This is a genomic window from Streptomyces sp. NPDC043853 (assembly GCF_056436025.1).
Genome location: NZ_JBWKDJ010000013.1, coordinates 87,019 through 113,316, shown reverse-complemented (window position 1 = coordinate 113,316; position 26,298 = coordinate 87,019). Strand labels below are relative to the sequence as shown.

Annotated in this window: 22 protein-coding genes and 1 pseudogene; 13 read left to right on the top strand and 10 right to left on the bottom strand. The window is 75.2% G+C overall.

Annotation, left to right across the window (positions count from 1 at the left end; genetic code table 11):
• Nucleotides 1–19: 19 nt before the first annotated feature.
• A complete protein-coding gene (locus AC067U_RS28990; RefSeq protein ID WP_478832742.1) occupies nucleotides 20–604 on the top strand; it encodes a TetR/AcrR family transcriptional regulator in 585 nt (194 codons plus the stop codon).
• Between the two features lie 634 nt (nucleotides 605–1,238).
• On the opposite strand, the gene AC067U_RS28985 is transcribed toward AC067U_RS28990, so the two are convergent.
• Nucleotides 1,239–2,036 carry a glutamate racemase gene (locus tag AC067U_RS28985; protein ID WP_478832741.1) on the bottom strand — a complete coding sequence of 266 codons (798 nt, stop codon included), beginning with the start codon at nucleotides 2,034–2,036 and terminating at the stop codon, nucleotides 1,239–1,241.
• Nucleotides 2,037–2,137: 101 nt separating this feature from the next.
• Between AC067U_RS28985 and AC067U_RS28980 the strand changes: the two genes are divergently transcribed.
• The 5 genes from AC067U_RS28980 to AC067U_RS28960 all read left to right on the top strand — a co-directional run bounded on the left by AC067U_RS28980 (nucleotide 2,138) and on the right by AC067U_RS28960 (nucleotide 8,825).
• Nucleotides 2,138–3,316, top strand: a complete 1,179-nt coding sequence (locus AC067U_RS28980; protein WP_478832740.1) for a glycosyltransferase — start codon at nucleotides 2,138–2,140, stop codon at nucleotides 3,314–3,316.
• Nucleotides 3,317–3,566: 250 nt separating this feature from the next.
• Nucleotides 3,567–4,133, top strand: coding sequence for a DUF6643 family protein (locus tag AC067U_RS28975; RefSeq protein WP_478832739.1), 567 nt, complete (start codon nucleotides 3,567–3,569; stop codon nucleotides 4,131–4,133).
• Nucleotides 4,134–4,227: 94 nt separating this feature from the next.
• Nucleotides 4,228–5,052, top strand: a complete 825-nt coding sequence (locus tag AC067U_RS28970; RefSeq protein WP_478832738.1) for an MOSC domain-containing protein — start codon at nucleotides 4,228–4,230, stop codon at nucleotides 5,050–5,052.
• Between the two features lie 241 nt (nucleotides 5,053–5,293).
• Entirely contained in the window at nucleotides 5,294–5,965 is a 672-nt protein-coding gene (locus AC067U_RS28965) for an Rv1733c family protein (protein ID WP_478832838.1), read from the top strand.
• A 172-nt stretch (nucleotides 5,966–6,137) separates the two neighbouring features.
• Entirely contained in the window at nucleotides 6,138–8,825 is a 2,688-nt protein-coding gene (locus AC067U_RS28960; protein WP_478832737.1) for a right-handed parallel beta-helix repeat-containing protein, read from the top strand.
• Here AC067U_RS28960 and AC067U_RS28955 read toward each other — a convergent pair.
• Nucleotides 8,719–11,382, bottom strand: a complete 2,664-nt coding sequence (locus AC067U_RS28955) for a hypothetical protein (protein ID WP_478832736.1) — start codon at nucleotides 11,380–11,382, stop codon at nucleotides 8,719–8,721. The genes AC067U_RS28960 and AC067U_RS28955 overlap by 107 nt on opposite strands.
• Before the next feature lie 163 nt (nucleotides 11,383–11,545).
• Here AC067U_RS28955 and AC067U_RS28950 point away from each other — a divergent pair, with 163 nt between their 5' ends.
• Nucleotides 11,546–12,040: an SRPBCC family protein gene (locus AC067U_RS28950; RefSeq protein ID WP_478832735.1), complete on the top strand. Its 495-nt coding sequence runs from the start codon at nucleotides 11,546–11,548 to the stop codon at nucleotides 12,038–12,040.
• Here AC067U_RS28950 and AC067U_RS28945 read toward each other — a convergent pair.
• Both AC067U_RS28945 and AC067U_RS28940 read right to left on the bottom strand, forming a co-directional pair.
• The gene (locus tag AC067U_RS28945; RefSeq protein ID WP_478832734.1) at nucleotides 12,013–12,369 is read right to left on the bottom strand and encodes a hypothetical protein; all 357 of its coding nucleotides are present in this window, start codon (nucleotides 12,367–12,369) and stop codon (nucleotides 12,013–12,015) included. The two genes, AC067U_RS28950 and AC067U_RS28945, sit on opposite strands and share 28 nt — an antisense overlap.
• Before the next feature lie 118 nt (nucleotides 12,370–12,487).
• Nucleotides 12,488–13,618 (bottom strand): PLP-dependent cysteine synthase family protein, encoded by a 1,131-nt coding sequence (locus AC067U_RS28940; protein ID WP_478832733.1) that lies wholly within the window; start codon nucleotides 13,616–13,618, stop codon nucleotides 12,488–12,490.
• Nucleotides 13,619–13,900: 282 nt separating this feature from the next.
• On the opposite strand from AC067U_RS28940, the gene AC067U_RS28935 reads away from it, so the two are divergent.
• Nucleotides 13,901–14,434, top strand: coding sequence for an ATP-binding protein (locus AC067U_RS28935; protein WP_478832732.1), 534 nt, complete (start codon nucleotides 13,901–13,903; stop codon nucleotides 14,432–14,434).
• A gap of 93 nt (nucleotides 14,435–14,527) precedes the next feature.
• On the opposite strand, the gene AC067U_RS28930 is transcribed toward AC067U_RS28935, so the two are convergent.
• On the bottom strand, nucleotides 14,528–15,772 hold the full coding sequence (locus tag AC067U_RS28930; protein WP_478832731.1) for an ROK family protein: 1,245 nt from the start codon (nucleotides 15,770–15,772) through the stop codon (nucleotides 14,528–14,530).
• 31 nt (nucleotides 15,773–15,803) lie between these two features.
• A complete protein-coding gene (locus AC067U_RS28925) occupies nucleotides 15,804–16,589 on the bottom strand; it encodes an alpha-ketoglutarate-dependent dioxygenase AlkB family protein (protein WP_478832730.1) in 786 nt (261 codons plus the stop codon).
• A 50-nt stretch (nucleotides 16,590–16,639) separates the two neighbouring features.
• Between AC067U_RS28925 and AC067U_RS28920 the strand changes: the two genes are divergently transcribed.
• The 3 genes and pseudogenes from AC067U_RS28920 to AC067U_RS28910 form a co-directional block, all read left to right on the top strand.
• Nucleotides 16,640–17,386 carry a maleylpyruvate isomerase family mycothiol-dependent enzyme gene (locus tag AC067U_RS28920; RefSeq protein ID WP_478832729.1) on the top strand — a complete coding sequence of 249 codons (747 nt, stop codon included), beginning with the start codon at nucleotides 16,640–16,642 and terminating at the stop codon, nucleotides 17,384–17,386.
• Nucleotides 17,386–17,637, top strand: coding sequence for a DUF6332 family protein (locus AC067U_RS28915; RefSeq protein WP_478832728.1), 252 nt, complete (start codon nucleotides 17,386–17,388; stop codon nucleotides 17,635–17,637). The genes AC067U_RS28920 and AC067U_RS28915 overlap by 1 nt, the downstream gene beginning before the upstream one ends.
• Nucleotides 17,638–17,945: 308 nt before the next feature.
• A pseudogene (locus tag AC067U_RS28910) lies at nucleotides 17,946–18,584 on the top strand (phosphatase PAP2 family protein); the annotation flags it as partial.
• 364 nt (nucleotides 18,585–18,948) lie between these two features.
• On the opposite strand, the gene AC067U_RS28905 reads toward AC067U_RS28910, so the two are convergent.
• The 3 genes from AC067U_RS28905 to AC067U_RS28895 form a co-directional block, all read right to left on the bottom strand.
• On the bottom strand, nucleotides 18,949–19,671 hold the full coding sequence (locus AC067U_RS28905; RefSeq protein ID WP_478832727.1) for a response regulator: 723 nt from the start codon (nucleotides 19,669–19,671) through the stop codon (nucleotides 18,949–18,951).
• Nucleotides 19,668–21,230: a sensor histidine kinase gene (locus tag AC067U_RS28900; protein ID WP_478832726.1), complete on the bottom strand. Its 1,563-nt coding sequence runs from the start codon at nucleotides 21,228–21,230 to the stop codon at nucleotides 19,668–19,670. The genes AC067U_RS28905 and AC067U_RS28900 overlap by 4 nt, the downstream gene beginning before the upstream one ends.
• Before the next feature lie 250 nt (nucleotides 21,231–21,480).
• Entirely contained in the window at nucleotides 21,481–22,191 is a 711-nt protein-coding gene (locus AC067U_RS28895) for a TetR/AcrR family transcriptional regulator (protein ID WP_478832725.1), read from the bottom strand.
• A gap of 165 nt (nucleotides 22,192–22,356) precedes the next feature.
• Between AC067U_RS28895 and AC067U_RS28890 the strand changes: the two genes are divergently transcribed.
• On the top strand, nucleotides 22,357–22,815 hold the full coding sequence (locus tag AC067U_RS28890) for a nitroreductase/quinone reductase family protein (protein ID WP_478832724.1): 459 nt from the start codon (nucleotides 22,357–22,359) through the stop codon (nucleotides 22,813–22,815).
• Between the two features lie 463 nt (nucleotides 22,816–23,278).
• Here AC067U_RS28890 and AC067U_RS28885 read toward each other — a convergent pair whose 3' ends face one another.
• Nucleotides 23,279–24,589: a geranylgeranyl reductase family protein gene (locus tag AC067U_RS28885; protein WP_478832837.1), complete on the bottom strand. Its 1,311-nt coding sequence runs from the start codon at nucleotides 24,587–24,589 to the stop codon at nucleotides 23,279–23,281.
• 308 nt (nucleotides 24,590–24,897) lie between these two features.
• On the opposite strand from AC067U_RS28885, the gene AC067U_RS28880 reads away from it, so the two are divergent.
• Nucleotides 24,898–26,262: a M20/M25/M40 family metallo-hydrolase gene (locus AC067U_RS28880; protein ID WP_478832723.1), complete on the top strand. Its 1,365-nt coding sequence runs from the start codon at nucleotides 24,898–24,900 to the stop codon at nucleotides 26,260–26,262.
• Nucleotides 26,263–26,298 lie beyond the last annotated feature (36 nt).

Below are 26,298 nucleotides of genomic sequence, written 5' to 3'. Positions count from 1 at the left end.
GTGTGATTGACTTGCCGGTGTGAATCCTGAGCGGAGAGACAGCCTGCGGGACGCGGCCATCGAGGTGCTTGCGGAGGCGGGCAGCCGCGGCCTGACCCATCGCGCGGTCGACGCGGCGGCCGGAGTGCCGCCGGGCACCGCCAAGAACTACTTCCCGACCCGCGACGCGCTGCTGCGCGCGGTCGCCGGGCGCTGCCTGGAGCAGTACCGGGAGCTGGCCTCCGCCATGGCCGGCCCCGGCCCGGCGGACCGGGCCGGGCTCGCCGCCCTGCTGGCCGGGCTGCTGCGGGACGTGGCCGGCCCGGGCCGGGCTCGCGTCCTGGCCTACCTGGAGCTGCAGACGGAGGCCACCCGCCGCCCCTGGCTGGCGCAACTCCTCGACGTCATCGGCGCGGGCGACTTCGCCGCGCACGCGGCCCTGCTGGCCTCGGCGGGCCTGCCGTCCGACCCGGCCCGGACACGCACCCTCACCCTCGCCCTGCACGGCGTGCTGCCACACCTCCTGGCAGGCACGCCCGAAACCCTGGCGGCGGCGGGTCTGAACGACCTGGACGCCTTTGCTCGTGACCTGCTGGACGCGATCTTCCCGCCGGACGGCTCGTAGGTCGGGGCTCGGGGCTCGGGGCTCGTGGCTCGTAGGGGTAGCGGAGCCCCGGGATTGGGCTGGGGCGGAGCCCCCCTGCGGCGGAGCCGCATATCGGTGCTGCCGGGAAGGGGCGGGGTGGGGGAATCGCCCCGCAGGGGCCCCGGCGGCGTGTACGGAGCCGGGTTCGGCTGGGCGGGGGCGAGCGGGTGCCCGGGGGCTGCCCGTCAGTCCCAGTGTCATTACGTGACGGTCGCCGGCGTCAAGGGCGCTCCCGTTGGTCGCGTCGGCAAGCCGATGGCCCTTCGGGCCACCCTTGACACCGACGACCGTCACGCAACGACAAGGACTGTCGGGCCGCCCCCGGGGATGGCATGGGAGGAGTCTTCGGATCCTGGTGGTCTGGCGTTGGCGGGCACGGGCAGTGGCTCCGCTCGGCCAGCCGCCCTCCGGGCGGGGGCAGTGGTGAAGTGGATCAGTTCTACGTAATTTGGGCCGGTCCGGGCGCACCAAATCGCTACGCGCTCCTGCCCGACGGCGGGTGCGGGCCGCCGGGGGCCGGGGAGAAGCGCCCACGATCGCTACGCGCTCCGGTTCGGTGGCGGGTGCGGGCCGCCAGGGGCACCGGTCGCCCGTGACGCTCCGCCGGGTCGGCTCAGCCGGCGACCGGGGCGCTCTCCGCGGCCGCCAGCAGGCGGCCTTCCGCGTAGGCCAGGGCCTCGGAGGGGAGCTGGGACTCGCGGCCGCTGAGCAGGACCGTCAGCCGTCCGGTGGCCGGCAGGTTCTCCGCGGGCTCGGCGCCGACCCGGCGCAGTGCCTGTACCGCCACGGCCCGGGCCGAGCCGTGGAACGTGATCTCCGCCCCGCCGGTGCGCTCCTCGAGGGCTGCCCGGACGGCGTCCTCGACCAGCTCGTAGTGGGTGCATCCGAGCACCACGTCGGTGACGTCGGGCGGCGTGAGGTCGGCGGCGGCGGCGACCGTGCGGGCGATGGCTTCCTCGTCCGCCCACTGCACGGCGTCCGCCAGGCCCGGGCAGGGGACCTCGGTGACCTGGACGCCGGCGGCGAATTCGCGGATCAGGCCCGTCTGGTAGGGGCTGCCCGTGGTGGCGGGCGTGGCCCAGATCGCGACGCGGGCGCCGCTCGCCGCGGCGGGCTTGATGGCGGGCACGGTCCCGATCACGGGGATGTGCGGTTCGAGTTCCGCGCGCAGCGTGGCGAGCGCGTGGACTGAGGCGGTGTTGCAGGCGACGATCAGCGCGTCCGGCGCCAGGGCCGCGGCGGCGCGGGCGACCTGTAGGGCGCGCCCGGTCAGGTCCTCGGGCGTGCGCGGTCCCCAGGGCATCCCGTCGGGGTCGGAGGCCAGCACGAGATCGGCGTCGGGGCGCAGTCGGCGTGTCTCGGCCGCCGCCGCCAGAAGGCCGATTCCGGAGTCCATGAGCGCGATCTTCACCCGGTCACTTTAATCGACGCCCCGCCGTTCGGGACGGCTCCCCCGGCCGTCCGCCGCGCGTCCGCGCCCGGGCCGGGGTGCGCCTCGGGCAAACTGCCCGGATGGGCCTCCTCACTGCCGCGTCCCTGGTCTCGCTCGCCGCCTGGCTCTGGCTTCTGTTGTGCAACGGGATGTTCTGGCGCACCGACGTCCGGCTGCCCGCCACCCCGCACGCCCGCCCCGTCGGTTCGTCCTGGCCTTCCGTTGCCGTCGTCGTTCCCGCCCGGGACGAGGCCGAGGTGCTGCCCCGTAGCCTTCCCTCGCTGCTCGGTCAGGACTATCCGGGGGCGGCCGAGGTCTTCCTCGTCGATGACGGGAGCACCGACGGCACCGCCGCCGTCGCCCGGAGCCTGGCCGACGGGGTCGCCGGCGGCCTGCCGCTCACGGTGAGCTCCCCCGGGGACCCCCCGGCCGGCTGGACCGGGAAGCTGTGGGCCCTGGAGCACGGCATCGCGCTCGCGCGGCGGACCGGGCCCGAGTACCTCCTGCTCACCGACGCCGACATCGCACACGAGCCGGACAGCCTCCGCGTCCTGGTGGCCGCCGCGCAGTCGCACGGTCTGGACCTGGTCTCCCAGATGGCCCGGCTGCGCGTCGCCACGTTCTGGGAGCGGCTGGTCGTACCCGCCTTCGTCTACTTCTTCGCCCAGCTCTATCCCTTCCGCAGGGTGAACCGGTCGGGCGCCCGTACCGCAGCCGCGGCCGGCGGGTGCGTCCTCCTGCGGACCGGGGCCGCCGTGCGGGCGGGCGTGCCGGCGTCGGTCCGGCAGGCGGTCATCGACGATGTGTCGCTGGCCCGTGCCGTGCAGCGGTCCGGCGGGCGGATCTGGCTGGGGCTCGCCGAGCGGGTGGAGAGCGTCCGCCCCTACCCGCGGCTGGCCGACCTCTGGCGGATGGTGTCCCGGAGCGCCTACGCCCAACTCCGCCACCGGCCGACGCTGCTGATCGGCACGGTGGCCGGACTCGTTCTCGTCTACCTGGTCCCGCCCGCCGCCCTCGTCGCCGGACTGGGCGCGGGCTCTCCGGTCACGGCAGTGGCCGGCGGGCTCGCCTGGCTGGTGATGTCCGCGACGTACGTCCCGATGCTCCGCTACTACCGGCTCGGCGTCGTCATGGCTCCGCTGCTCCCCCTCACCGCCTTCCTCTATCTGCTGATGACGGTGGACTCGGCGGGGCGGCACTACCGGGGCCGCGGGGCGGCGTGGAAGGGGCGCACCTACGCCCGCCCGAGCGATGCCTGACCGTGGTCCGCACCGGAGCCGCAACCGACCTCTGAGCAGGCATCATGCCGACCTGGCGCACCGTCAAACCGGAAGCCGGGGCACGGGCGTGTATGGGGACCAGAGGTGGCAATCAGGGGTGGAAGTGACGAAACGTGCACGTGAACGTCCAGTGAATGGTGTGGCGCTGACCTGCGAATATGCAGGTCAGAGCAGGGTTCGGGAGCTCTTGCTCTGGACCCCGTGAACCCGTGGGCTTAACTTATGCACCATGACCTCCCCCCGCTCCACGTATGGCGGCGGTTACTACTCCGCGCCCTCCTTCCCGGACACCCCCATCTACGACTCGCTCGTAGCTGAACGGGGTACCCCGCAGATCGCTCCGATCCGCGTGCCCGCCGCCTACGACCCCGCCCCGAGCAGCGGTTATCAGAGCGGCGGGCCGAGTAGTCACCTGCCCGCGCTGGCCTCGTCCCTGCCCGCGCTGCCGGCCGCGCTGCCCGCCCTGCCGGCGGCGCCGGTGCCCGCGCAGCACGGCACCGGCGGGTACGGGTACCCGTACCAGCAGGCCCCGCAGCCGATGGCGCTCCAACAGGCGCCGGCCCCGTTCATCCCGCAGCAGCAGGCCCCGGCCCGCGGCTACACCCATCACCCGCAGGCGCATCCGCAGCCCCAGCCCCAGCCGCAGCCCATGCGGCCGGTCGGGGCGGGCGGTTACGAGGCGATGCGTCCGGCCTCGCCTCGGCCGGTGCAGGCTCCGGTGCAGATCCAGGTGCCGGTCCCGTCCTTCGAGGACCCGTACGGCGGCCGCCAGTACCAGGGCGGTCGCGGGTACTGACGACCGCACCGGCGCGGCATCCCCCTTCCGCTCCGGGCCCAAGGGCCCGGGGAACCGGGTGGGGCGCCGGCTGTGCGGCTGGCAGGATGCACCCATGTCGCAGATGTACGTCCAGGCCCTCCATGTCCACCCCGTCAAGTCGGTAGCGGGGACAGCTCCCGACGAGGTGGCTGTGGAGCCCTGGGGGCCCGCCGGGGACCGACGGTGGGCCGTCGTCGACGCCGAGGGTCATGTCATCACCCAACGCCAGCAGCCGAGGCTGGCATTGGCGGGAGCCCGTCCGCTGGGGGGCGGCGGGATCTCGCTGTCCGCACCGGGCATGCCCGACATCAGGGTCGAGGTACCCGAACCGGACATACTCGAACCGGTCGCGCTCTTCGGTCAGAAGGTGGACACGGTCCTCGCCGACGAGGCCGCTCACGCCTGGTTCACCTCTTGGCTCGGCGAGCCCGCCCGTCTGGTGCACATGGACGATCCGGCCGTGCGACGTCCGGTGGACCCGGAGTACGCGCTGCCCGGCGAGACCGTCAGCCTGGCCGACGGCTATCCGTTGCTCCTCACCACCCTCGCCTCGCTGGACGCCCTGAACGAGCTCATCGCGCAGGGCGGCCGTGCCGAGGAGGGGCCGCTGCCCATGGACCGGTTCCGCCCCAACGTGGTCGTGGCCGGGGCGACCGCCTGGGCCGAGGACGGCTGGCAGCGGGTCGAGATCGGCGAAGCCGTCTTCCGCGGGGCCCGGGAGTGCGGGCGGTGCATCGTCACCACCACCGACCAGCAGACCGCACGGCGCGGCAAGGAGCCCCTGCGGACGCTGGCACGGCACCGCCGGATCGGCAGGTCCCTGGCCTTCGGCCGGCTGCTGGTGCCGGTACGGACGGGCACGATCCGGGTGGGCGACGAGGTCCGCGTCTCCGCCTGACGGACGCCCTGAACGGTCCGCCCGCCGGCCACCGGAACACCACCTTCGGGCTGTTCTTCCGTCTCTGTGGAACCACCGTGCCCAAGGGCCGCGTTGATCCGTGCGGGACGTGCGGGTGACGCACGTCTCCCGCCTCCCGGAATGCGCACTCGCCGCGTGTGGGGGAGGCTGGGCCGATGGCCTGCCCGCCGTGACCGGGCGCGCGGGCCGAGGGAGGCGGAGGGGGTGCCGGACCGTGTGGATGGCAACAGGGGTGTGGCGGTGGCGGAGGAATCCGCTGCGCCGGCGGACCGACCTGATCGAGGCCTGGGTGGCGTTGACGGCATTGGTGTGCCTGCTCGCCCTGGCTCCGGCGGTCGGCTGGATCTCCGGTCGATGCGTGGACGAGACCCTGCAGCGCGCCGCGCGCGAACAGCGGCGGGAACGACACCTGGTGCCGGCGGTGGTGGTCCGCGCGGTGGCCGCACCGCCGGCCGGACCGGAGGCGGACCAGGCGCTCCGGCCGCAGACCGCCGACCGTCCCGGCCGGCAGGAGCAGGAGCAACAAGTGCGGGATCAGCGGTCGCCGCACCAGGGGCCGCAGCGGACCAGGATCCTCGCGGCCTGGACCGCTCCCGACGGCAGCACCCACCAGGGAGCCGTACCGGCCGCCGAGGAACCGCCGCACCCCGGCGACCGGTTCCGGATGTGGACCGACGACGGGGGCACGCCGGTCGCCCGGCCGCTGGAGCCGTCGACGGCCGCCCTGCACGCCGGGCTGGTCGGACTCGCGGCCGCGCTCGCCGTCGCCGCGCTGGTGGAAACGGTCCGGCGGATGGTCCTCCGCCGGCTGGTGCACCGCCGGTACCAGCGCCTGGACCGCGCCTGGGCCCTCGTCGGACCGGACTGGGGCCGCACCGGCGCGGGCAGTTGACCGCCGACGGTCGACCCCCGGCCGGTCCTCCCGCGCCCGGCGGCCGCGCACCCACGGCCGGGGGCCTCCCGGCGGACCTGGCAACCCACCGGCCCCGCGCGCGCTACGGTGGACCGACGCACCGGAAGACACACGACGTCGACGGCGACGAAGGCGGGGGCACGACAGCACCATGGCTCAGGGCACGGTCCAGGTGACGCACGGCGGGTCCTCGCGGTGGCGGCGCCGCTCCGGGGAATATCCGACGCTGGCCGCCGCCCTGGCCGCCGCGGGGGACGGCGACGTCCTCTCCATCGCTCCCGGCACCTACCGGGAGAACCTGGTGCTGCGTCATGCCGTCACGCTCCGCGGGCCGGAGGGATCGCCGGCCGGTGCCGTACGGATCGCCCCGCCGGACGGGGTGGCGCTCACCGTGGCCGCCTCCGCCGTCATCCAGGACCTGCACCTGGAGGGCCAGGACCGGACGGCGCCCGCGCTGCTCGTGGAGGACGGCGCTCCCGAGATCAGCGACCTGCGGGTGAGCGCCCGCTCCTCGGCCGGCATCGAAGTCCGCGGCGGCGCCCGGCCGGTGGTGCGCCGGTGCACGGTGGAGAATCCCGCCGGGTCCGGTATCGCCGTCCTCGACGGCGGCGGCGGGGTCTTCGAGGACTGCGAGGTGGCCGCCTCCGGACAGACCGGGGTCCTGGTCCGGGGCGGCGGGCATCCGCGCCTGGAGCGGTGCCGGATCCACCACGGCACCGGCGCCGGCCTCGGCGTCACCGGCGAGGGGTCCGCGCTGGAGGCGCTGGACTGCGAGGTGTACGAGATCCGGGGCACGGGCGTGCAGATCGCGGCCCGGGCCGCGGCCCGGCTCACCGACTGCACGGTGCACCGCACCACCGCGGACGGGGTCACCCTGGACACCGACGCGGTGCTGGTACTGACCGGCTGCGACATCCACGACGTCCCCGAGAACGCGGTGGACCTGCGGTCCCGTTCGGTCCTCACACTGAGCCGCACCAGCGTGCGCCGGTTCGGCCGCAACGGCCTGTCGGTGTGGGACCCGGGGACTCGGGTGGACGCCGACTCCTGCGAGATCCACGACAGTACGGGCGACTACCCGGCGGTGTGGGTCAGCGACGGCGCGACGGCCTCGCTCGCCTCCTGCCGGGTCCGGGACGTGCCGGACGCGCTGTTCGTACTGGACCGGGGCTCGCGGGTCGACGTGGTGGACAGCGACCTGGAGCGGGTCGCGAGGACCGCCGTCTCGGTGAGCGACGGGGCCGCCGCGCGGCTGGACGACTGCCGGATCCGGGAGGCGGCGACCGGTGCGTGGTTCCGCGACCACGGCAGCGGCGGGACCCTGTCGGGCTGCACCGTCGACACCGTGCAGACCGGCGTGATCGTCACCAAGGGCGCGGACCCGGTGCTGGAGCACTGCACGGTCGGCTCCGCGGTGGAGGCCGGGTTCTACGTGTCGGCCGGCGGCCAGGGGAGTTTCACCGACTGCCGGGTCACCGGCAGCAGCGGCTTCGGGTTCCACGTGATCGACGGCTGCCGCACGGAACTGGCCCGCTGCCACACCGAGCGTTGTGCGCGCGGCGGGTACGAGTTCGCGGAGGACGGGCCGGTCGCCCGGGACTGCACCAGCGACGAACCGCCGCAGCGCGCGGGCGTCCTGGGCTTCTCCGGAGCGGGCGCCACCGCTGCCGGGGCCGCGGTGCTCTCCGCCGCCGCGCCCGCGCCGGGCGGTCTCCGCCCCTCCCCGCGGGACCCGGTCGCGGATCCGGCACCGGCCGCGGCACCGGCTGCGGGGTTCCCGTCGGCCGCCGATGTACGGACGGCTGCGGTGCCGGTCCTGCCCGGGGCGCACGCGGGAGAGCCCGTGGAACGGCACACCGGGCAGGGCATCGGGCAGGGCATCGGCCATCCCGCCGGCCTCGCGGCGGGCGGTTCGGCGGGCGGGCAGGAGCCGTCCGGCCGGAGCGCCGGCCTTCGCCGCTCCACCGAGGTCCTCGGTCAACTGGACGCCCTGGTGGGCCTGGACAGCGTCAAGCGCGAGGTGCGGGCGCTGACCGACATGATCGAGGTGGGCCGCCGCCGGCAGCAGGCCGGCCTGAAGGCCGCGTCGGTCCGCCGCCATCTGGTCTTCACCGGCTCCCCCGGCACCGGCAAGACCACCGTGGCCCGGCTGTACGGGGAGATCCTCGCCTCCCTAGGGGTGCTCGAACGCGGCCACCTCGTCGAGGTGTCCCGGGTGGACCTGGTCGGAGAGCACATCGGATCGACGGCGATCCGCACCCAGGAGGCCTTCGAACGGGCCCGCGGCGGCGTGCTGTTCATCGACGAGGCCTACGCGCTCGCCCCCGAGGACTCGGGCCGGGACTTCGGCCGGGAGGCCATCGACACCCTGGTGAAGCTGATGGAGGACCACCGTGACGCGGTCGTCGTCATCGTCGCCGGGTACACCGCCGAGATGGAACGCTTCCTGACCGTCAACCCCGGGGTGGCGTCCCGGTTCTCCCGGACGATCACCTTCGGGGACTACGGGCCCGGGGAGCTGCTCCGGATCGTCGAGCAGCAGGCCGAGGAACACGAGTACCGGCTGGGCGCGGACACGGGCGAGGCCCTGCTGGCGTACTTCACCGAACTCCCCAAGGGGCCGGCCTTCGGCAACGGCCGGACCGCCCGGCAGACCTTCGAGTCGATGGTCGAGCGGCACGCCGGACGGGTCGCACAGCTGTCCGTGGACCGTGAGCCGAGCACGGAGGAGCTCACCCTGCTGTTCCCGGAGGACCTTCCGGAGCTGCCGGCCCTTCCGGGGCTCCGGGCGGCCGTGGTGGCACTGCCCGAGGTGCCGGGGCTGCCCGCTTCCCGCTGAGGCGCGGGCCGGGCAGGGCGCCCGCCCCGTGCTCCCTTCCGGGCCCCGCACCGTGCCCGGCTCCGTGCCCTGCGATCGTGCCCGCGGCCGTGGTCGCCGCCGTCGCCTCCCGTGCGGCGAGCCGGCTCAGCAGGGCCGCGCGTTCGGCGGCGAAGACGGGGTCCGCCGGGTAGTCGGAGTGCCCGAGGAGCGGAGCGGGCAGCGGGTGCAGCTCCGTACGCCCGTACGCGAGCGGGTCGGCGAGCGGGCCGCGATCGACGCCCGGCTCCCCGTCCCCCTCGCCCTCCCCCTCGCCCTCGCCGTGCTCCCGGTTCCCGGTGCCGGACAGGACCGGGCCGCCGATCGGGTCGGTGGCCCGCCACAGGTTGCGCCAGCAGTCCACCTCCCGGTGCAGGGCGGCGAGGTCGGCGGGGCCGAAGTACGCCGGGAACCAGCGCCCGTAGAGGCGGGCCAGCGGGGAGCCGTGGGTGAGCAGCGCGACGCGGCGGCGGACGTCCGGCGGCAGCTGCCAGACGGCCGCCGCCGCCAGCACGCTGCCCTGGGAGTGCCCGGAGAGCACGAGGTGGCCGCCGGTGCGGGCGGTCCAGCCGGTGATCCGCCAGGTCAGGTCGGGGACGGCCCGTTCGGCGTAACAGGGCGGGGCGAAGGGGTGGGCGGCACGCGGCCAGAAGGTGCCGACGTCCCACAGGATGCCGACGGTGCGGCGGGCGGAGCTGTCCCGGTAGGCGCGCCGGCCCCAGGCGACGAAGAGCAGGAAGCCGAAGCCGATGAGCCACGATCCGGCGTCCTGGGCTGCGCCCGCGGCGGCCTCCAGCAGCGGGTGCGTACCGCGCGCGGCCTCCCCCGGCACCTTGCCGGTGAGCCAGGCGCCGGCCAGCGCGCCGGCTCCCAGGACCAGGGTCAGCCCGGAGACGGCGGCCACGAACCAGGGCGCGGAGTCGGTGAGTCCGGCGGTGGCGCGGGCCGCGGCGATACGGCGGCTGCGGTCCCGGTCGTAGGGCTGGCCGGGGTACTCGGACGCCACGCCGGCCGCGATCCGGCGCCGCAGCCGGGCCCCGCGCACCCCGAAGCATCCGGCGAGCAGGAGGAGGACGAGCAGGAGCGGCGGCAGTACGGCGGCCTGCCAGGACAGCAGCACGGGCGGCCCGGGTAGCGGGGCCCCGGCCATGCCCGGGGTGGCGCCGCCGTCGAGCCAGTCGGCGACGCGCTGGGCGACCCCGCCGGTCATCACCCCGCCGAGGGCGCACGCGAGCAGGGCGACGGCCGGCCCGCCCAGTCCCCCGAGCGCCGGCGTGCCGGGGGCTACGGCGTCGGCGGTGCGGACGGCGGGCGTGCGGACGGCGGCCGTGCGGGTGTCGACGGCGTGGGGGTCGGCCGGCGGCCCCGCCCGGCGGCGCAGGGACACGGTGACCGCCACCAGGGCCAGTGCGCAGCAGCCCTGGCCGAGCATGATCAGGCCGAAGGCGGCGTCGCTGGGGAGCCGTCCGGTCGCGGTCCAGCCGGGGCGGGACCAGCAGGCGTAGCCGGTGCAGAGGGCCAGCAGGGCGAGCGCGCCGCCGGGCAGCAGGGTGACCACGGCCCGGTCGATCCGGTGGTCGAGCCGGGTCTCGGCGCGGCCGCGCCGGCACACCACCCACAGCACCACGGCGGCGCCGGCCGCGACGGCCGCCTGGGCGCACCAGCCGAGGAGGTCCGGTGGGCCGTCGGCCGTCCGCCGGTCGTACCCGGCGGCGGGGACGGTGACCCCGGCGGCGACGGTGAGCAGTCCGGCGGCGGTGTGCGCGGCGCGGAGCCGGGCCACGAGCCGGCGGCCGTACCAGAAGCCGGGCCGGCCCAGGACCGGGGCGCCGTCACCGGGGGCCGGGTGGGGGTGGCCGGGGTCCGTCCGGGGCGGGGCCTGGGATTCGTACGCGCTCCACGTGCGGTTGGACAGGAACCAGAGCAGGCCGGTGAGCGACGCCGGGGCCAGCGCCGCGAGCGCGAGCCGGCGGCCCGGCTGGAGGCCGGAGAGGGGGCCGAGCCGGGAGCGGGCGGCGGTGCAGTGGGCGGAGCCTGCGCACTGCCAGGCGGCCAGGTCCAGGGCGACCTCGCAGGCGGCGGCGACGAGCAGCACGGTCAGGCTGAGGGCGATGAGCCGGACGAGTACGCCGTACGCGCGCGGGGCCCTGCCGTCCGCGGGCCCGGCGGGGCGGGCCCAGTGGGCGAGGTTGGCCACCATGAACGGCAGGAGCAGCAGCCACAGGGCGCGGGCGCCGTTGCCGGAGGTGAGCCGGGACCAGCAGTACGCCTCGGGGACGGGGTGGCCCTCGTACCGCTCGGGGTGGGATTCGGCGTCGGCGTCCTCGGCGCGGCGGAAGACGGCTGCGGTGTCGTCGCCGGTGACACGGACGGTGTGCGGGTCGCCGAGGAGTTCCTCCGGGGAGGCGCCGGCGACGCCGTGGACGTGGAGTTCGAGGGCGAGCGGACGTGCGGCGGCGGCCGTGGGGGTGGAGGTGCCGGGGGACGTGCCGGGGGACGTGGCGGCGGGAAGGGGTGGGCCGGGAGCGGGTTCGGTCACGTCGGGGGCTCCCTCCTCACGGGACGGAACGTCAGTGATATGCCCGTTCTCCGCTCCGGACGATCCGCCTTCCCACCGCAGATATCTGACACCACGTCAACTATGATGCGGCGGCGACACTCCGGACCCCCCGAACCCCCGGACGACCGAGAGGCAGCATCCCATGGCGCGCGCACTCCGCCCCGTCGGGCTCGACTTCGCCGACTCCGCCCCGATCAGGATGGCCTTCACCACCACGGCGCGCGCCGCCCCGGGGAACGTCTACCGGGCGCTGGCGGAGGACGTGGCCGGCTGGCCGCGGTGGTTCCGCGCGGTGGCCCTGGCCCGGCCCACGCACGACGGCTCCGGCCGGGAGATCGGACTGCGGGGCGGAGTCCGCTTCCAGGAGACGATCATGGCCGCCGATCCGGAGCGGCGGTACGCCTACCGGGTGGACGAGACGAACGCCCCCGGGGTACGGGCCCTGCTGGAGGACTGGCGACTGGAACCGGCCGGCTCCGGCACCCGGGTCCGCTGGACCTTCGCGGCCGACGGGAACGCCCCGTTCCGGCTGGCCCTGACCGCGGCCCAGCCGGGTCTGGGCCTCTCCTTCCGGCAGGCGGTCCGCACCCTGGACGGCCTGCTGGCGGGTCAGGAGTCGCGGCGGGGCCGCCAGTAGGACAGCGGCGTGCGGTCGTCGTCGGCGGCGTGGCGATGGCGTACCGGCAGCACGTCCACGGCATCGGCCCCGGCCATCCGGAGCGGCCCCCACGGGGTGTTGACCAGCCGGCGCAGCTGCCCGGCACTCAGCCGCAGCCGCTGCCGGGCCGCGCGCTCCAGCGTGATCTCGTAGCAGTCCATCGCCGCGTCGGCCGACTCCGCCGGCTGCCGGACCACGCGGACCCGCTGCGGCCGGGGCCGCCGCCCGGCCCGCGCCGCCTCGCGCATCTCCCGTGCGCCGTACCGCAGTTCCCGTACGACCAGCCCGGCGTCCCGGTCCCGCGCCATCTCGCCCCCACCTGGCCGGCCTGCACGAACGCGCACACGCTACCCGCGCGCCCCGCCCCCGGCGAGCGAATTCCCGGGACGGGGCGGGGTGGTTCGTGCGGGGCGGGGCTGGACGGCGTCAGGCGCCCGGTTCGCGCCAGACGCCCGTCGACAGGAGGGTCTCGATCGTCTTGGCGTAAGGGGCGATGTCCAGGTTCTGGGCCGCGAGCCAGTCGTCCGAGTAGTACTTGTCCAGGTACCGCTCGCCGGGGTCGCAGAGCAGGGTGACCACGCTGCCGGTGCGGCCGTCCGCGACCATCTCGGAGACGATCTTCAGGGCGCTCCACAGGCCGGTGCCGGTCGAGCCGCCGGCCTTGCGGCCGATGGCCGCCTCCAGTGCGTGGCAGGCGGCCACGCTCGCGGCGTCCGGGACCTTCATCATCCGGTCGATGGCGCCGGGCACGAAGCTCGGCTCCATCCGGGGCCGGCCGATGCCCTCGATGCGGGAGCCGCAGTCGCCGGTGACGTCCGGGTCGTGCGTCGTCCAGCCCTCGAAGAACACGGAGTTCTCCGGGTCCGGGACGCAGACCCGGGTGTCGAGCTGCATGTAGTGGACGTACCGCGCGATGGTCGCGGAGGTACCGCCGGTGCCGGCCGTGGCGACGATCCAGGCCGGTTCCGGGTACCGCTCCAGCCGGAGCTGCTGGTAGATCGACTCGGCGATGTTGTTGTTGCCGCGCCAGTCGGTGGCCCGCTCGGCGTAGGTGAACTGGTCCATGTAGTGGCCGCCGGTGCGCTGCGCGAGCGCGGCCGACTCCTCGTAGACCTTCATCGGGTCGTCCACGAAGTGGCAGGCACCGCCGTGGAATTCGATCAGCCGGCACTTCTCGGGGCTGGTGGTCCGCGGCACCACCGCCACGAAGGGCACCCCGATCAGCTTGGCGAAATACGCCTCGGAGACGGCCGTGGAACCGGAGGACGCCTCCACCACCGGTCTGCCCGGCCGGATCCAGCCGTTGCACAGCGCGTACAGGAACAGCGAGCGCGCCAGCCGGTGCTTGAGGGAGCCGGTGGGGTGCGTGGACTCGTCCTTGAGGTACAGGTCGATGCCCCACGCCTCGGGCAGCGGGAAGCGCAGCAGGTGGGTGTCGGCGGAGCGGTTGGCGTCCGCCTGGACCTTGCGGACGGCCTCCTTCAGCCAGGCCCGGTAGTCCGGGTCGCTGCGGTCCACGTCCTCCGTGATGCCCTCGGTGATGCCTGTCGCGCTCATGTCCTGCTCCTCTGTCGTCAGCCCGCCCCGTCTTCGCAATGTACCTCTCCCACCTGCGCAAACAGTCACTTTGGGTTTGCATAGGGATCTCTTGGACCCGCGCCTGACCCCTGTCCGCCGGGGCGCCCGGACCCGGTCGGTGACTGTGCGGGAATCCGGTCGGTGACGGCACCGGAATCCCGTCACCCACGACGGGTTGCGACGGGAGGGTCCCTGGGTGACCCTGGTGTGGCATCACAGAGGGTGCACCACCCGTAACACTCATGTCGGGGAGTCGCAGCCGTGATCAGTCCTTCCCGCAGGCACTGCACCGTCGAGCTGCAGGCCCTGCCCCCGCGCATCGGCCAGGTCCGCAGGATCGTCTCCGCGCAACTGCGCTACTGGCAGCTAGACCCGCTCATAGACAGGGCCGTCCTCGGTGTCACGGAGCTCCTGAGCAACGTCCACCGGCACGCGCAGCCCGACAAGGCGTGCACCGTCGAGATGGAACTGCGGCTCGGCCGACTGACCGTCTCGGTGCACGACAACGACCCGCGGCTGCCGGTGCTGACGGCGGCCGATCCGCTGGGCACCTGCGGGCGCGGCCTCGCGCTCATCGAGGCGGTCAGTGAGAACTGGGGCGCCCAGCACCTGGCCGGCGTCGCCGGGAAGGTGGTCTGGTTCTCCCTGCACGCCGCGGATCCGCCCGCCCCTCCGCCGCATCCGGTACGGATCCTCGCGGTGCCGACTCCCGAACCGGTCGTGATCGCCGATCCGGTACGGACCTTCGCGCTCGGGATCGGCGCCCAGGCGACGGCGCCGACCACACCGGGCTGAACGGAGCGGCACGGGCCCGGACGGGCAAGGTCCCGGACGGGCAAGGTCCCGGACGGGCAAGCCGTGCCAGGCCACGCCGCGGCCCGGCCCGGGTCAGCCGACCGGCCCCAGGGCACCCAGCGGGTCGTCCAGGACCGGCTGCCAGGCCAGCTCGGCGGCGCCCACCAGGCTGTTGTGGTCCAGGGTGCACGGCAGGATCGGCACTCCCCCGCTGCGCCCCCACAGGCTGCGGTCCGCCACGACCGCGCGCAGCCGCTCGGGGTCGGCGTGCAGCAGCTCCCGGTGCAGGCCGCCCAGGATGATCCGGTCCGGGTTGAGGATGTTCACCAGCCCGGCCAGGCCGAGCCCGAGCCGGTCGACGATCTCCTCCGCGGCCGCGCGGACCGCCGGGTCGCCGTACTCGGCCCGCAGCAGGTCCCGGGCCTGGGCGAGCAGCGACACCTCCGGTCCGGGGGTGCGGCCGGCCGCGGTGAGGAAGGCCAGGGGATCCGCCTCCACGTCCAGGCAGCCCCGGCTGCCGCAGTGGCAGGGGCGGCCCTCCGGGTTCACCGTGAGGTGCCCCACCTCCAGGGCGAGGCCGGAACTGCCGCTGTGCAGGCGGCCGTCCAGCACGAGCGCGCCGCCCACCCCGCGGTGGCCGGTGGCCACGCACAACAGGTGCTGGGCACTGCGCCCGGCCCCGTGCCGGTGCTCGGCGAGGGCCGCCAGGTTGACGTCGTTGCCGGTGAGCGCCGGCCCGTCGATCCCGGCCGCCTTCACGCACTCGGCGAAGATCGCCCGTACCGGAGCCCCGGGGGGCCAGGTCAGGTGCAGCGGGTTGAGGGCCGTTCCCTCGGGCTCGGCCACCGCGGAGGGCACTGCCAGCCCGGCCCCCACGCAGCGCCGCCCGCTCCGGTGGAGCAGCGCGGCCCCGGTCTCGACGACCTCCCGCAGCACGGTGGCCGGGTCGGCGGACACGGTCCGGCCGGGCGCGGTGGCGACGATGCGGCCGCCGAGCCCGACGAGCGCGGCGCGGAAGCCGTCCGGGTGGATCTGCGCGGCCAGGGCGACGGGCCCGTTCTCGTCCACGGACAGCCGGTGCGAGGGGCGGCCCTGGGTGCCGCCGCCGGTCGTGGCGCCGGGCCGGGAGTCGACCCGGATCAGGCCGAGGGCCTCCAGCTCCGCGGCCACGGCCCCGGCGGTGGCCCGGGTGACGCCGAGCTCGGCGGTGAGCACGGCCCGGGTCGGGGCGCGGCCGGTGTGCACGAGCTCCAGCGCGGGACCGAGGGCGCCCCTGCCCCGTTCGAGCTTGGTGCGCGAGGAGCCGGTGCTTCCGTTGCCGTTGCCACTGCCGTTCATAGAGGCGATCCTCGCATGATCGGCGCACCGCTCATGCGTCGAGTCCGCCGGGGGCGCCGGGGGGCGCGGATCCGGCGGATCCGCCGGATCCCGCGGGGCCGGCGGGTCCTGCGGGGCCGGTGGGTCCGAGTCCGCCGACGCGCAGGGTGATGTTGAGCCGGCCGGTGAGCCCCAGGCCGGGCGGGGCGGTGCCCGGATACACCTTCGGCACCCCGTGGTAGGCGAGCCGGGCGGGCCCGCCGAACACGAACAGGTCCCCGCTGCGCAGCTCCACGTCCCGGTACGGACGTCCGCGCGTGGCGGTGTTGCCGAACCGGAAGACGCAGCTGTCGCCCAGGCTGAGCGAGACGACCGGGGCGCCGGACCGCTCCTCGGCGTCCCGGTGCATGCCCATCCGTGCGTCCGCGTCGTAGAAGTTGACCAGTGCGATGTCGTAGGCGTCACCGGCGCCGGGGTATTCCGGCCAGCGGCCCGGGGCGCCGACCGGATCCGTACCGTACGCGGTGCGGACGGCCTCCCGGCCCAGCTCCGACAGCCATCCCGGCATCGGCTTCACCGGTGCCCCGTCACCGTCCACGGCCGTGGTGGCGTAGGCGTACGGGTACCAGTGCAGCCCGAGGCAGACCTGCCGGGCGCTCATCGTCCCGCCCCCGGGGGTTCGTACGGTGCGCAGCCCGGCCGGGGCGCGCGCCCACTCCCGGCAGGCCTCGACCAGCCGCCGTTGCCGGTCCTCGTCCAGCCAGCCGGGTACGTGCACGGCCCCCGGCGCGATCTCGGTGCGCTCGCGCGGGAACAGCTCGAAGGGTTCTCCGTTCACTTCGCCATCACACCCCCATGGTGCGCGAGGCGCGTGCCAGACTGCCCGGCATGGAGATCACCGAGTACGTGAAGACCCTGGAGCGCGAGGGCGGACTGCTGGCGGACACGGCCGAGCAGGTGGGCACGGATGCCCTGGTGACCACGTGTCCGGGGTGGCGCGTGACCGACCTGCTGCGGCACACCGGGGCGGTGCACCGGTGGGCGGCCGGGTTCGTGTCGGAGCGGCGCCTGGACCCGGTGCCTCCCGGCGACGGTCCGGAGTTGACCGGTGCGGAACTGGTGGCCTGGTACCGGGAGGGGCACGCCGACCTGGTCCGGGTGCTGTCCGAGGCCCCGGCGGACGTACAGTGCTGGACCTTCCTGCCCACCGCGCCCACGCCGTTGGGCTTCTGGGCGCGCCGGCAGGCCCACGAGACGACGGTGCACCGGCTGGACGCCGAGTCGGCGCGCGGTTTCCAACTCCACGAGTTCGGGCCGGTGGAACCGGGGTTCGCGGAGGACGGTGTGGACGAGCTGCTGACCGGCTTCCACGCCCGGGGCCGCAGCCGGGTCCGTACGGAGGAGCCCAAGTTGCTGCGGATCCGGGCGGCGGACACCGCCGCGGTGTGGTCCGTCCACCTGTCGCACGAACCGCCGCGCACGGTCGTCGGTGACCTGGGCCCGGCGGACTGCGAGGTGACCGCCGAGGCGGCCTGGCTGTACGCGGCGCTGTGGAACCGGATCCCGCTGGAGGGGCCCGCCGTCACCGGTGACCTGGAGCTGGCCCGGCTCTGGAACGAGACCTCGCGCGTCTGATGGGCCGGCGCAGCCAGGCGGACCGGGACGCCATCACGGTCGAGATCGGGTACGCCGTGTTCAGCGGGGCCTTCGCGGCGGCGCTGGTGTTCGGCGCGGTGGCGGGTCCGGCCCTGCTCTTCGACCTGCCGGAAGTACTGGAACGGGGCTTGCCGGCGGCGGGTGGGCTGGCGGCCGCCGCGGTGTTCGTGCTGCGGGCGGTGCACCTGCTCCGGCGTTTCGCGCGACGCCCGGAGAACGACGGCAGGTGACCCGGCACCCGCCTCCCGGCGGATGTCAACCCCGACGATGGTCGGGGCGGGTCGTGGCGGTTCGGCAGGGGCGGCCCCGCCCCGGCCGTTCCTACCGTCGCGGCATGAACAGGCACACGAGCAGGAACGATGGTGCGGGAACGGGCTCGGCGGCGGGGGTGGGCGCGGGATCGGGTCCGGGGCCGGATGCGGGCCCCGGTCCGGGTACGGGGCCGGGTGCGGGGCCGGGGCCGGGTGCGGGTGCGGGGCCGGGTGCGGGTGCGCGCACGGCGGTCGCGGGCTGCTGGGCGGCGGTCGGCGCGGGAGCGGTGCTGTGGCTGGCTCCGGGTGGCTTCGGGCGTGCCCAACCGGTGCGGGTGGCGGACGGACCGTCGGCCGCCGGCTACCGCGCACTGACCGGACGGGTCGCGGAGGCGCCCGGCTGGGTGGGCGGCGCCATGGAACTGGCCACCGAAGGGATCCTGTTGGCCCTGGGCGGGCTGCTGCTCCTGGTGGCGTGGACCGCCCGGCGGCGCCGCGACCCGGTGGGGCTGGGGGGCGCGCTGACCGCGTCCGCCGGCACGGTGCTCGCGTACGCGCTGAGCGAGGCCCTGAAGCTGGTGGTGGACGAGGAACGGCCGTGCCGTGCGGTGCCCGGCGCCGCGCGGGCGGTGGTGGACTGCCCGGAGCCCGGTGACTGGTCCTTCCCGAGCAACCACGCCACCCTGGCGGCGGCGCTGGCCGTGGGCCTGGCGTTCGCGCGGCCGCGGCTCGCCGCCGCGGTCCTGCCGCTCGCGGCGGCGGGGGCCCTGTCCCGGGTCGCGGTGGGGGCGCACTATCCGCACGACGTGCTGGCCGGGGCGGTGCTCGGGGCCACTGCGGCCGGCGTCCTGACGCTCCTGGGGCGGGCCACCGCGACGGCGCTGTCCGCAGCCGTCCTCACCCGGCTGCCGCGCGCCCGCTCCGGGCATCCGTACGAGCCCGGACGCGAGGGCGACGCCGACACCCGCGCCACGCTCCACGCCCCCGGCAACGGCAACGGCAACGGCAACGGCAACGGCAACGGCAACGGCAACGGCCGACGCTGGCAGGGCCCGACACCGGGCCGCAGGCCGACATCGGAGCCGGGCCGACACCCTGGCGCGGGCCGGAACCAGAACACGGCCGACGCCGAGAGCGGTGGTTCCGTCCGGCTCCGCGCTGATGCGGAGGAGGATCCTGGCGCGCACGCCAGGACTTACCGCGGCTGGTCGACGGAGTGAGGCGGCTTCGGGAGGCCTTGGAGCGGGCGCCTCCGGCCGACTGACAACGGAAGGACAGCCAGGACGGCCTTCAGGGCACTGGCGGTGCTTCGGGGACGACGATCCCGGCTTCGTGCGCCACGACGGCCGCGGCGGCGCGGTTCTCCACGCCCAGCCCGGCGAGGATCGAGCTGACATGGGCCTTCACGGTGCCCTCCGCGACCCGCAGCCGGCGGGCGATCCGACCGTTCGACAGCCCGCCGCCGAGGTGCGCGAGAACGTCCCGTTCCCGGGCGGTCAGCGCCTCCACCCGTTCGCGGGCCGCGGCCCGGCGATGGGCCGCGGCCCCGGCGCCGCCCGCCGCGAGATGGGCCACGACGCGGGCGGCCACCTTCGGTGACAGGTAGGCCGCGCCGTCCGCCACCGCGCGGATACCCGCGATGAGCTCCTCGGGTCCACCCGACTTGATGAGGAAGCCGGCGGCACCGCCGCTCAGGGCCCGCAGGATGTAGTCGTCCTCGCCGAAGGTGGTCAGCATGACCACCTTCGTGGCGGGAGCGGCCCGGCGGAGCTCGGCGGCCGCCTCGATCCCGCCCAGGCCGGGCATGCGGATGTCGAGCACGGCGACGTCGGGGCGGTGACGGAGCACGAGTTCCACGGCCCGGTGGCCGTCGGCGGCCTCGGCGACGACTTCCAGCCCGGGGTCGACGGCGAGCACGGCCCTGACTCCGGCCCGGATCATGGGCTCGTCGTCCGCGATCACGATCCGGATCACGGCCGTGGGGGTGGGCAGGGCGGGGGTGGATGGGGTCATCGGACGTCCTTCCCGGAGTAGGTGTCGGCGGAGAGCAGCAGACCGTCCCGGAAGCACAGCCGGTACAGGTCGCCGGACCGGTCGTCGAAGGGATCGGCGGTCTGCACGTAGTACGCGCAGTCCACACCGGACGGCACGGGGGCGGGCCGGGCGGGGCGGAGAGTCGTCTGCCGCTCCGGCAGTACGGACGCCAGGCCGGCCCGGGGCATGCCGATGCGCAGCGCGGCGAAGTCCCCTGGATCGAGCACGGACTGACGGGCGGTCACCGTGTCCCACACCCGCACCCCGGAAACGAGCAGCGCGGTGGTCAGCAGCGGCACCATCACGGCGGCCAGGGCGGTACGCCGCAGCCGGCGGCTGGCCGTCAGGTGCTCGGGCGGCAGCGCGGCGCCGGCCGTGCGGTACGGCGCGGACCGTACGGGCGGTCCGGGCGGCAGGGGCCGTCCGGGCGGCACCGTCCCGGCGGGCGGCGGGCGGTGCGGCAGCTCGGCGTGCACGGCGAAACCGGTGCCGTCCGCGCCACGGCCCCCGGGTGCGGCTTCCGCGGTACCGCCGCGTGCCCCTGCGGCCCCCACGGGGCCGACCGGGCCGACGGACCCCGCAGCTCCCGCAGGTCCCGCAGGTCCCGCATCGAACCGTCCTCCGGCCAGCCGGACCCGCTCGTCCAGCCCGATCAGCCCCGAACCGGAGCCCGGACCGAGGCCTGACGGCGGTTCGTCGCCGCCCGAGTCGGCGAACGCCTTGGGGCCCTGGCCGGAGCGATGGCCTGCCGCGGGCGGCCCGTTCACCACCCGGACCTCGGTGCGCTCTCCGGTGTAGCGGAGTTCCACCGTCGCCTCCGCGCCGGGCGCGTGCTTGACGACGTTGGTCAGCGCCTCCTGCACCACCCGGTACGCCGCCTGCTCGGCCACCGCCGGGGTGTCCGGCGCCGGTTCGCCCTCGGTGTGCAGCCGTACCGCGAGCCCGGCCGCCGCCGCCTGGGCGACCAGGTCGGCGATGCCCGCCCCGGCGGGACGGGCCGGCAGGTCCGCCGGGTCCTGCCGCAGTACGCCGACCACTTCGCCGAGGCGCTCCACCGCTGCACCGGCCCTCGCCCGGACGTCCCGGGCGGCGGGCCGCAGGGCGTCCGGCAGTCCGGGGGCGAGCTGGAGCGCACCGGCCGACAGGGCGATCAGGCTCAACTCGTGGCCCAGGGCGTCGTGCATGTCCTGTGCGATCCGGGCCCGCTCGCGCAACCGGGCGCGTTCGGCGACCAGTTGCTGTTCCCGTTCCATCCGTTCGGCCCGTTCCCATCCGGCCCGTACGAGCTCCCGGTACTGCCGGAAGAACCTTCCCGCGAACCAGGGCACCAGCGCGAACCCCACCAGCACCGCCACGAAGCGGCTCGCGCCGCTCATCCAGGCGGGCACCAGGGCCGTGGCCACCACGGCGGTCGCGGTCACCCCCGCCAGCGCCAGTGCGATGCTCCGCACGCGCCCCGGCCGGCTTCCGGCGAGGAAGCCCGTGGCCAGTGCGGGCAGGGCCCACCACAGACTCACCGCGCTCAGACCGGCTGCCACCGCCGACACTCCCGCGAACACGGGCCCCGGGACCCCCGCCGGCCGCGCCGACCCCGCCGACCACGCCGACCACGCCACCGACCGTGAGGGTGCGAGCCGAAGCACGCGGAACAGCCGGACGACGAGGGCCCGACGGACCGGACGGACCTGATGGACCTGATGGACCGGACGGACCCCGCGAACGGGAGGGATCATGTGTCTCACCCGCGCGACCCTACGGAGAGAGGCGGGCCGGCGGCACTGCCGAAAGTCATACGGCGGTCGCGGTCCCGAGCAGCCCGACCTCGTGGGCGAGACGGTCCGCGTTGTGCACGAAGAACCGGTCCCGCTCGGATTCCTCGACCACCCGCCGGAACTGGCCGAAGAGCTCGAAGGAGATCAGCCCGACCAGCTGCGCCCAGGCGGCGACCAGGGCGGCGGTGACCTCGGGCGGCAGCCCGGGGGCGAAGTCCTCCGCCATCCGCTCCGCCTCGGCGCGGAGCCCGGCCGGGAGCGGGGGCAGCGCCAGACCCCGGCCGGCATGGGCCTCGCGGGCGACGGCGATGAAGACGTTGCCGACCCGGGACGCCGGTCCGACCGTGTCGGCGGGGGCGCTGTAGCCGGGCACGGGGGAACCGTAGATCAGGGCGTACTCGTGCGGGTGCGCCAGGGCCCAGGCGCGGACGGCGGTGCACGCGGCCACCCAGCGGGCGCGCGGAGCGGCACCCGCGGTGTCGGCGAGCGCGGCCTCGGCGGCCGCGCCGACGCTGTCGTAGGCGTCGATGATGAGCGCGGTCAGCAGGTCGTCGCGGCTGGGGAAGTAGCGGTACAGCGCGGAGGAGACCATCCCGAGTTCGCGGGCCACGGCGCGCAGCGACAGCTTGGCGGCGCCCTCGGCCGCGAGCTGCCGGCGCGCCTCTTCCTTGATGGCCGAGGTGACCTCGATCCGGGCCCGTTCCCGGGCTCCTCGCACGGTGCTCATGGTCGCCAGTCTGCCACGGGTCAGAGCAGTGCCCAAGAACAAGAACACCGCACCAATCAGAGAGCACTGCTCTTGTTTCGGCGCACCGATCCGTGCACACTGATCTCAAGAGAGAGCACCGCTCTCGAAATGAGCTGACGGAACACGCCGCCCCGAGGAGCACCCATGACCGCGAACAGCCCGTACTACGTCCAGGGCGCCGGCTTCGAGCTGCGCTTCAACCGCTTCATCGGCCGGCTGGCCCGGCTCGGCGTCAGCCTGGCCGGGACCGCCGAGCTCTCGGTGCGCGGCCGTACCTCCGGCGCCATGCAGCGCATCCCGGTGAACCCGTACGCCCACGGCGACGCCCAGTACCTGGTCTCGGCCCGGGGCCACTCCCAGTGGGTCCGCAACATGCGGGTGGCCGGGGGCGGCGAGCTCCGCGTCGGACGCAAGGTCCGCGTTTTCACCGCGATCGAGATCACCGACCCCGCCGAGCAGGCCGCCGTACTCCGCGGCTACCTGGAGAAGTGGGGATGGGAGGTCGGCCGGTTCTTCCAGGGCGTGACCGCCTCATCCTCGGACGCCGAACTGCGCGCGGCCGCCGCCGACCACCCCGTCTTCCGCATCACGGTGGCCCGGTGACGGCCGGCCGCGGCCTTCGGGCAGCCCGGCGGCAGCAGCCCGGCCACCGTCAGCCCGGCGACCGACATTCGCAGCCACGGGCGGTCGCCGCCGCCAACGACCTCAGTCACACACAGGGACGGCACAGCACCACGGTGACAGCCGCCGGTGGCCTTCGGGCACACGACCACGGGCGCCCGGCCACGGACCATCTCGGCTACGGGGAGTCACAGCCACCGAAAGCCGCGGCACGCACAGGAGCCGCTACCGGCAGGGGCCGCCCCGGGCCGCCAGGGCCGAGGCCGGCACCGGGGCCGAGGCGGGAACCGGGGCCGAGGCGGGATCAGTGCCGAGGTGGAAGCCCATGCAGCTTCGGCCCCGGATTCCCCGCGGCGGCCTTCAGCCCCGAAACCCGCGACGGCCGGGCTCGGCCCCCGAATCCACGGCCGCCGAGGTCAGACCCCGGAATCCGTCACCTCGGCGCTCAGCCCCGCTCGGGAGCCTCCGCACCGGCAGGCCGACCCGCACCCTCGCCCTCACTCGAGGCCGCCGCCTCTGCCGCTGCCGCTGCCGCCGCGGCCTCGGCCGCGCGCGCCTGCCGCCCGTCGAGGAGGTGCAAGGCCTTCCGCGCCAGCGGGTACGTACGCACCAGCTCGGCCAGGGTGGTCGAGCCCCGGCAGATCCGCGCGAAGGACCGCCAGGCCGGCCGCAGGCCGGTGATCACCGCGTGCAGCAGCCCCGGCCGGGCCTCGAACGCGGTCAGCATCCGGCGGCCGACCGCCATCTCCACACCCAGCCCGGCCTTGATCGCGAAGGCGTAGTTGAGTGCCTGACGGCGCGCGTCCACCGCGTCCTGCGCCTCGGCGATCTTCACCGCCCACTCGCCCGCCAGCCGCCCCGAGCGCAGCGCGAACGAGATGCCCTCCCGGGTCCACGGCTCCAGCAGTCCGGCCGCGTCACCCGCGACCAGCACCCGGCCCCGCGACAGCGGCGAATCAGGGGTCCGGCAGCGGGTCAGGTGACCGGAGGAGACCGCCGGTTCGAAGCCGGCCAGTCCCAGCCGGGCGATGAAGTCCTCCAGGTAGCGCTTGGTGGCCGCGCCTTCGCCGCGCGCCGAGATGACACCCACGGTGAGGGTGTCGCCCTTGGGGAAGACCCAGCCGTAACTGCCCGGCAGCGGGCCCCAGTCGATGAGCACCCGCCCCTTCCAGTCCTCCGCGACCGTCGCGGGAACCGGGATCTCCGCCTCCAGCCCGAGATCCACCTGCTCCATCTCCACGCCCACATGCGCGCCGATCCGGCTCGCACTGCCGTCCGCGCCGACCACCGCCCGCGCCAGCACGGTCTCCCCGTCGGCGAGGACCACCGCCACCGTGCGCCGGTCGGGGACCGCCGCGCCGTGCTGCTCGACCCGCGCGACGGCGGTGCCCGTACGCACCTGGGCTCCGGCCTTCTCGGCCGCGGCCACCAGCCCGGCGTCGAACTCCGGCCGGTTGATCAGCCCGAACAGCATGTGCTTGGAACGGCGGGTCCGGGCCAGCCTGCCGTTCAGCGAGAAGGTGACGGCGTGCACCCGGTCCTGGAGGGGAAGCACGAAGCCCGGCGGCAACGAGTCCCGGGAGGGCCCGATGATGCCTCCGCCGCAGGTCTTGTAGCGGGGAAGTTCGGCCTTCTCCAGCAGCAGCACCCGGCGTCCCGCCGTCGCCGCCGCGTACGCCGCGGAGGAACCGGCCGGGCCCGCGCCGACCACCACGACGTCCCAGACCTCGGCCTCTCCGCTCCCCCCGTCCGCCACCGCGTCCGCCACCGCGTCCGCGTCTTCGGGCGCCCCGTCGGCCGCCCCGTCGGGCGCAGGGCCCCCCGCCCGCCCGGGCAGCCCGTCCCCCGCCCCGCCGGACGCCCCGTCCGCCGCCTGCCGTCCTGCCTCGTCGCGTACGTCGTCGCTGCTCACGATGTGCTGCTGCTCCCCATCACCCGGTTGCTCCGATGTCGGGAAAATCCTACGGCGATCAGTCGCCCCGCCCCGCTGTGCGAGGATCGGTGACACGTCGCCGTACCCGGCCTACGTCACTGCACAACGTCGCACCCAACAGGAGCGTGCCCATGTCGCCCCACCCGATCGCCGAGACCGTCGCTTCGCTGATGCCCCGCGCCCACGCGGAGCTGGCCGAGCTGGTGGCCTTCCAGTCGGTCGCGGACTGGGCCCAGTTCCCCAAGAGCGAGAGCGAGGCCGCCGCGAACTGGGTGGCGGACGCGCTGCGCGCCGAGGGCTTCACGGACGTCGCCCTGCTCGACACCCCCGACGGTACGCAGTCGGTGTACGGCTTCCTGCCCGGCCCGGCCGGCGCTCCGACCGTACTGCTCTACGCCCACTACGACGTCCAGCCGCCGCTCGACGAGGCCGCCTGGGTCTCGCCGCCCTTCGAGCTGACCGAGCGCGACGGCCGCTGGTACGGGCGGGGCGCGGCGGACTGCAAGGGCGGTTTCATCATGCACCTGCTGGCGCTGCGCGCGCTGAAGGCCAACGGCGGGGTTCCGGTGGGCGTGAAGGTGATCGTCGAGGGCTCGGAGGAGCAGGGCACCGGCGGCCTCCAGCAGTACGCCGAGGCGCACCCGGAACTGCTGTCCGCCGACACCATCGTCATCGGTGACGCGGGCAACTTCCGGCTGGGCCTGCCCACGGTCACCGCCACCCTGCGCGGCATGTGCCTGCTCAAGGTGAAGGTGGACACGCTCGGCGGGAACCTCCACTCGGGCATGTTCGGCGGCGCCGCGCCGGACTCCCTCGCCGCCCTGATCCGGGTCCTGGACTCGCTGCGCGCCGCGGACGGTTCGACCACCGTGGACGGGCTGGCCTCGGACGCCGTCTGGGAGGGTCTGCAGTACCCGGAGCCCGAGTTCCGCGCCGACGCCAGGGTGCTGGACGGGGTCGAGCTGATCGGCGAGGGCACGGTCGCGGACCGGCTGTGGGCCCGGCCGGCGGTCACCGTCCTCGGCATCGACTGCCCTCCGGTGGTCGGCGCCACCCCGTCGGTGCACGCGAGCGCCGCCGCGCTGATCAGCCTGCGGGTGCCGCCGGGCGTGGACACCGGCGAGGCGATCAAGCTGCTGGAGGCGCACCTGGTGGCGCACACCCCGTGGAAGGCGCGCCTGGAGGTCGAGGTCGTCGGCCAGGGCCAGCCGTTCCAGGCGGACACCTCCAGCCCGGCCTACGCGTCGATGCGGGCCGCGCTGGAGGCCGCGTACCCCGGAGAGGAGATGCAGATCAGCGGTATGGGCGGCTCGATCCCGCTGTGCAACACGCTGACCTCGCTCTACCCGGAGGCGGAGATGCTGCTGATCGGGCTGAGCGAGCCGGAGGCGCAGATCCACGCGGTCAACGAGAGCGTGTCCCCCGAGGAACTGGAGCGGCTCTCGGTGGCCGAGGCCCTGTTCCTGCTCAACTACGCGGAGTCCAAGCGCGCCTGACGCCCCGACGGCCCGCGCGGCGACCGGTCGCGCGGG

Bases quoted from the DNA above. Each gene is read 5' to 3' on its own strand.
- AC067U_RS28980 (WP_478832740.1), top strand. From the start codon at position 2,138: ATGGGCCTCCTCACTGCCGCGTCCCTGGTCTCGCTCGCCGCCTGGCTC.
- AC067U_RS28975 (WP_478832739.1), top strand. From the start codon at position 3,567: ATGACCTCCCCCCGCTCCACGTATGGCGGCGGTTACTACTCCGCGCCC.
- AC067U_RS28970 (WP_478832738.1), top strand. From the start codon at position 4,228: ATGTCGCAGATGTACGTCCAGGCCCTCCATGTCCACCCCGTCAAGTCG.
- AC067U_RS28965 (WP_478832838.1), top strand. From the start codon at position 5,294: ATGGCAACAGGGGTGTGGCGGTGGCGGAGGAATCCGCTGCGCCGGCGG.
- AC067U_RS28960 (WP_478832737.1), top strand. From the start codon at position 6,138: ATGGCTCAGGGCACGGTCCAGGTGACGCACGGCGGGTCCTCGCGGTGG.
- AC067U_RS28950 (WP_478832735.1), top strand. From the start codon at position 11,546: ATGGCGCGCGCACTCCGCCCCGTCGGGCTCGACTTCGCCGACTCCGCC.
- AC067U_RS28945 (WP_478832734.1), bottom strand. From the start codon at position 12,369: ATGGCGCGGGACCGGGACGCCGGGCTGGTCGTACGGGAACTGCGGTAC.
- AC067U_RS28940 (WP_478832733.1), bottom strand. From the start codon at position 13,618: ATGAGCGCGACAGGCATCACCGAGGGCATCACGGAGGACGTGGACCGC.
- AC067U_RS28930 (WP_478832731.1), bottom strand. From the start codon at position 15,772: ATGAACGGCAGTGGCAACGGCAACGGAAGCACCGGCTCCTCGCGCACC.
- AC067U_RS28920 (WP_478832729.1), top strand. From the start codon at position 16,640: ATGGAGATCACCGAGTACGTGAAGACCCTGGAGCGCGAGGGCGGACTG.
- AC067U_RS28915 (WP_478832728.1), top strand. From the start codon at position 17,386: ATGGGCCGGCGCAGCCAGGCGGACCGGGACGCCATCACGGTCGAGATC.
- AC067U_RS28905 (WP_478832727.1), bottom strand. From the start codon at position 19,671: ATGACCCCATCCACCCCCGCCCTGCCCACCCCCACGGCCGTGATCCGG.
- AC067U_RS28895 (WP_478832725.1), bottom strand. From the start codon at position 22,191: ATGAGCACCGTGCGAGGAGCCCGGGAACGGGCCCGGATCGAGGTCACC.
- AC067U_RS28890 (WP_478832724.1), top strand. From the start codon at position 22,357: ATGACCGCGAACAGCCCGTACTACGTCCAGGGCGCCGGCTTCGAGCTG.
- AC067U_RS28880 (WP_478832723.1), top strand. From the start codon at position 24,898: ATGTCGCCCCACCCGATCGCCGAGACCGTCGCTTCGCTGATGCCCCGC.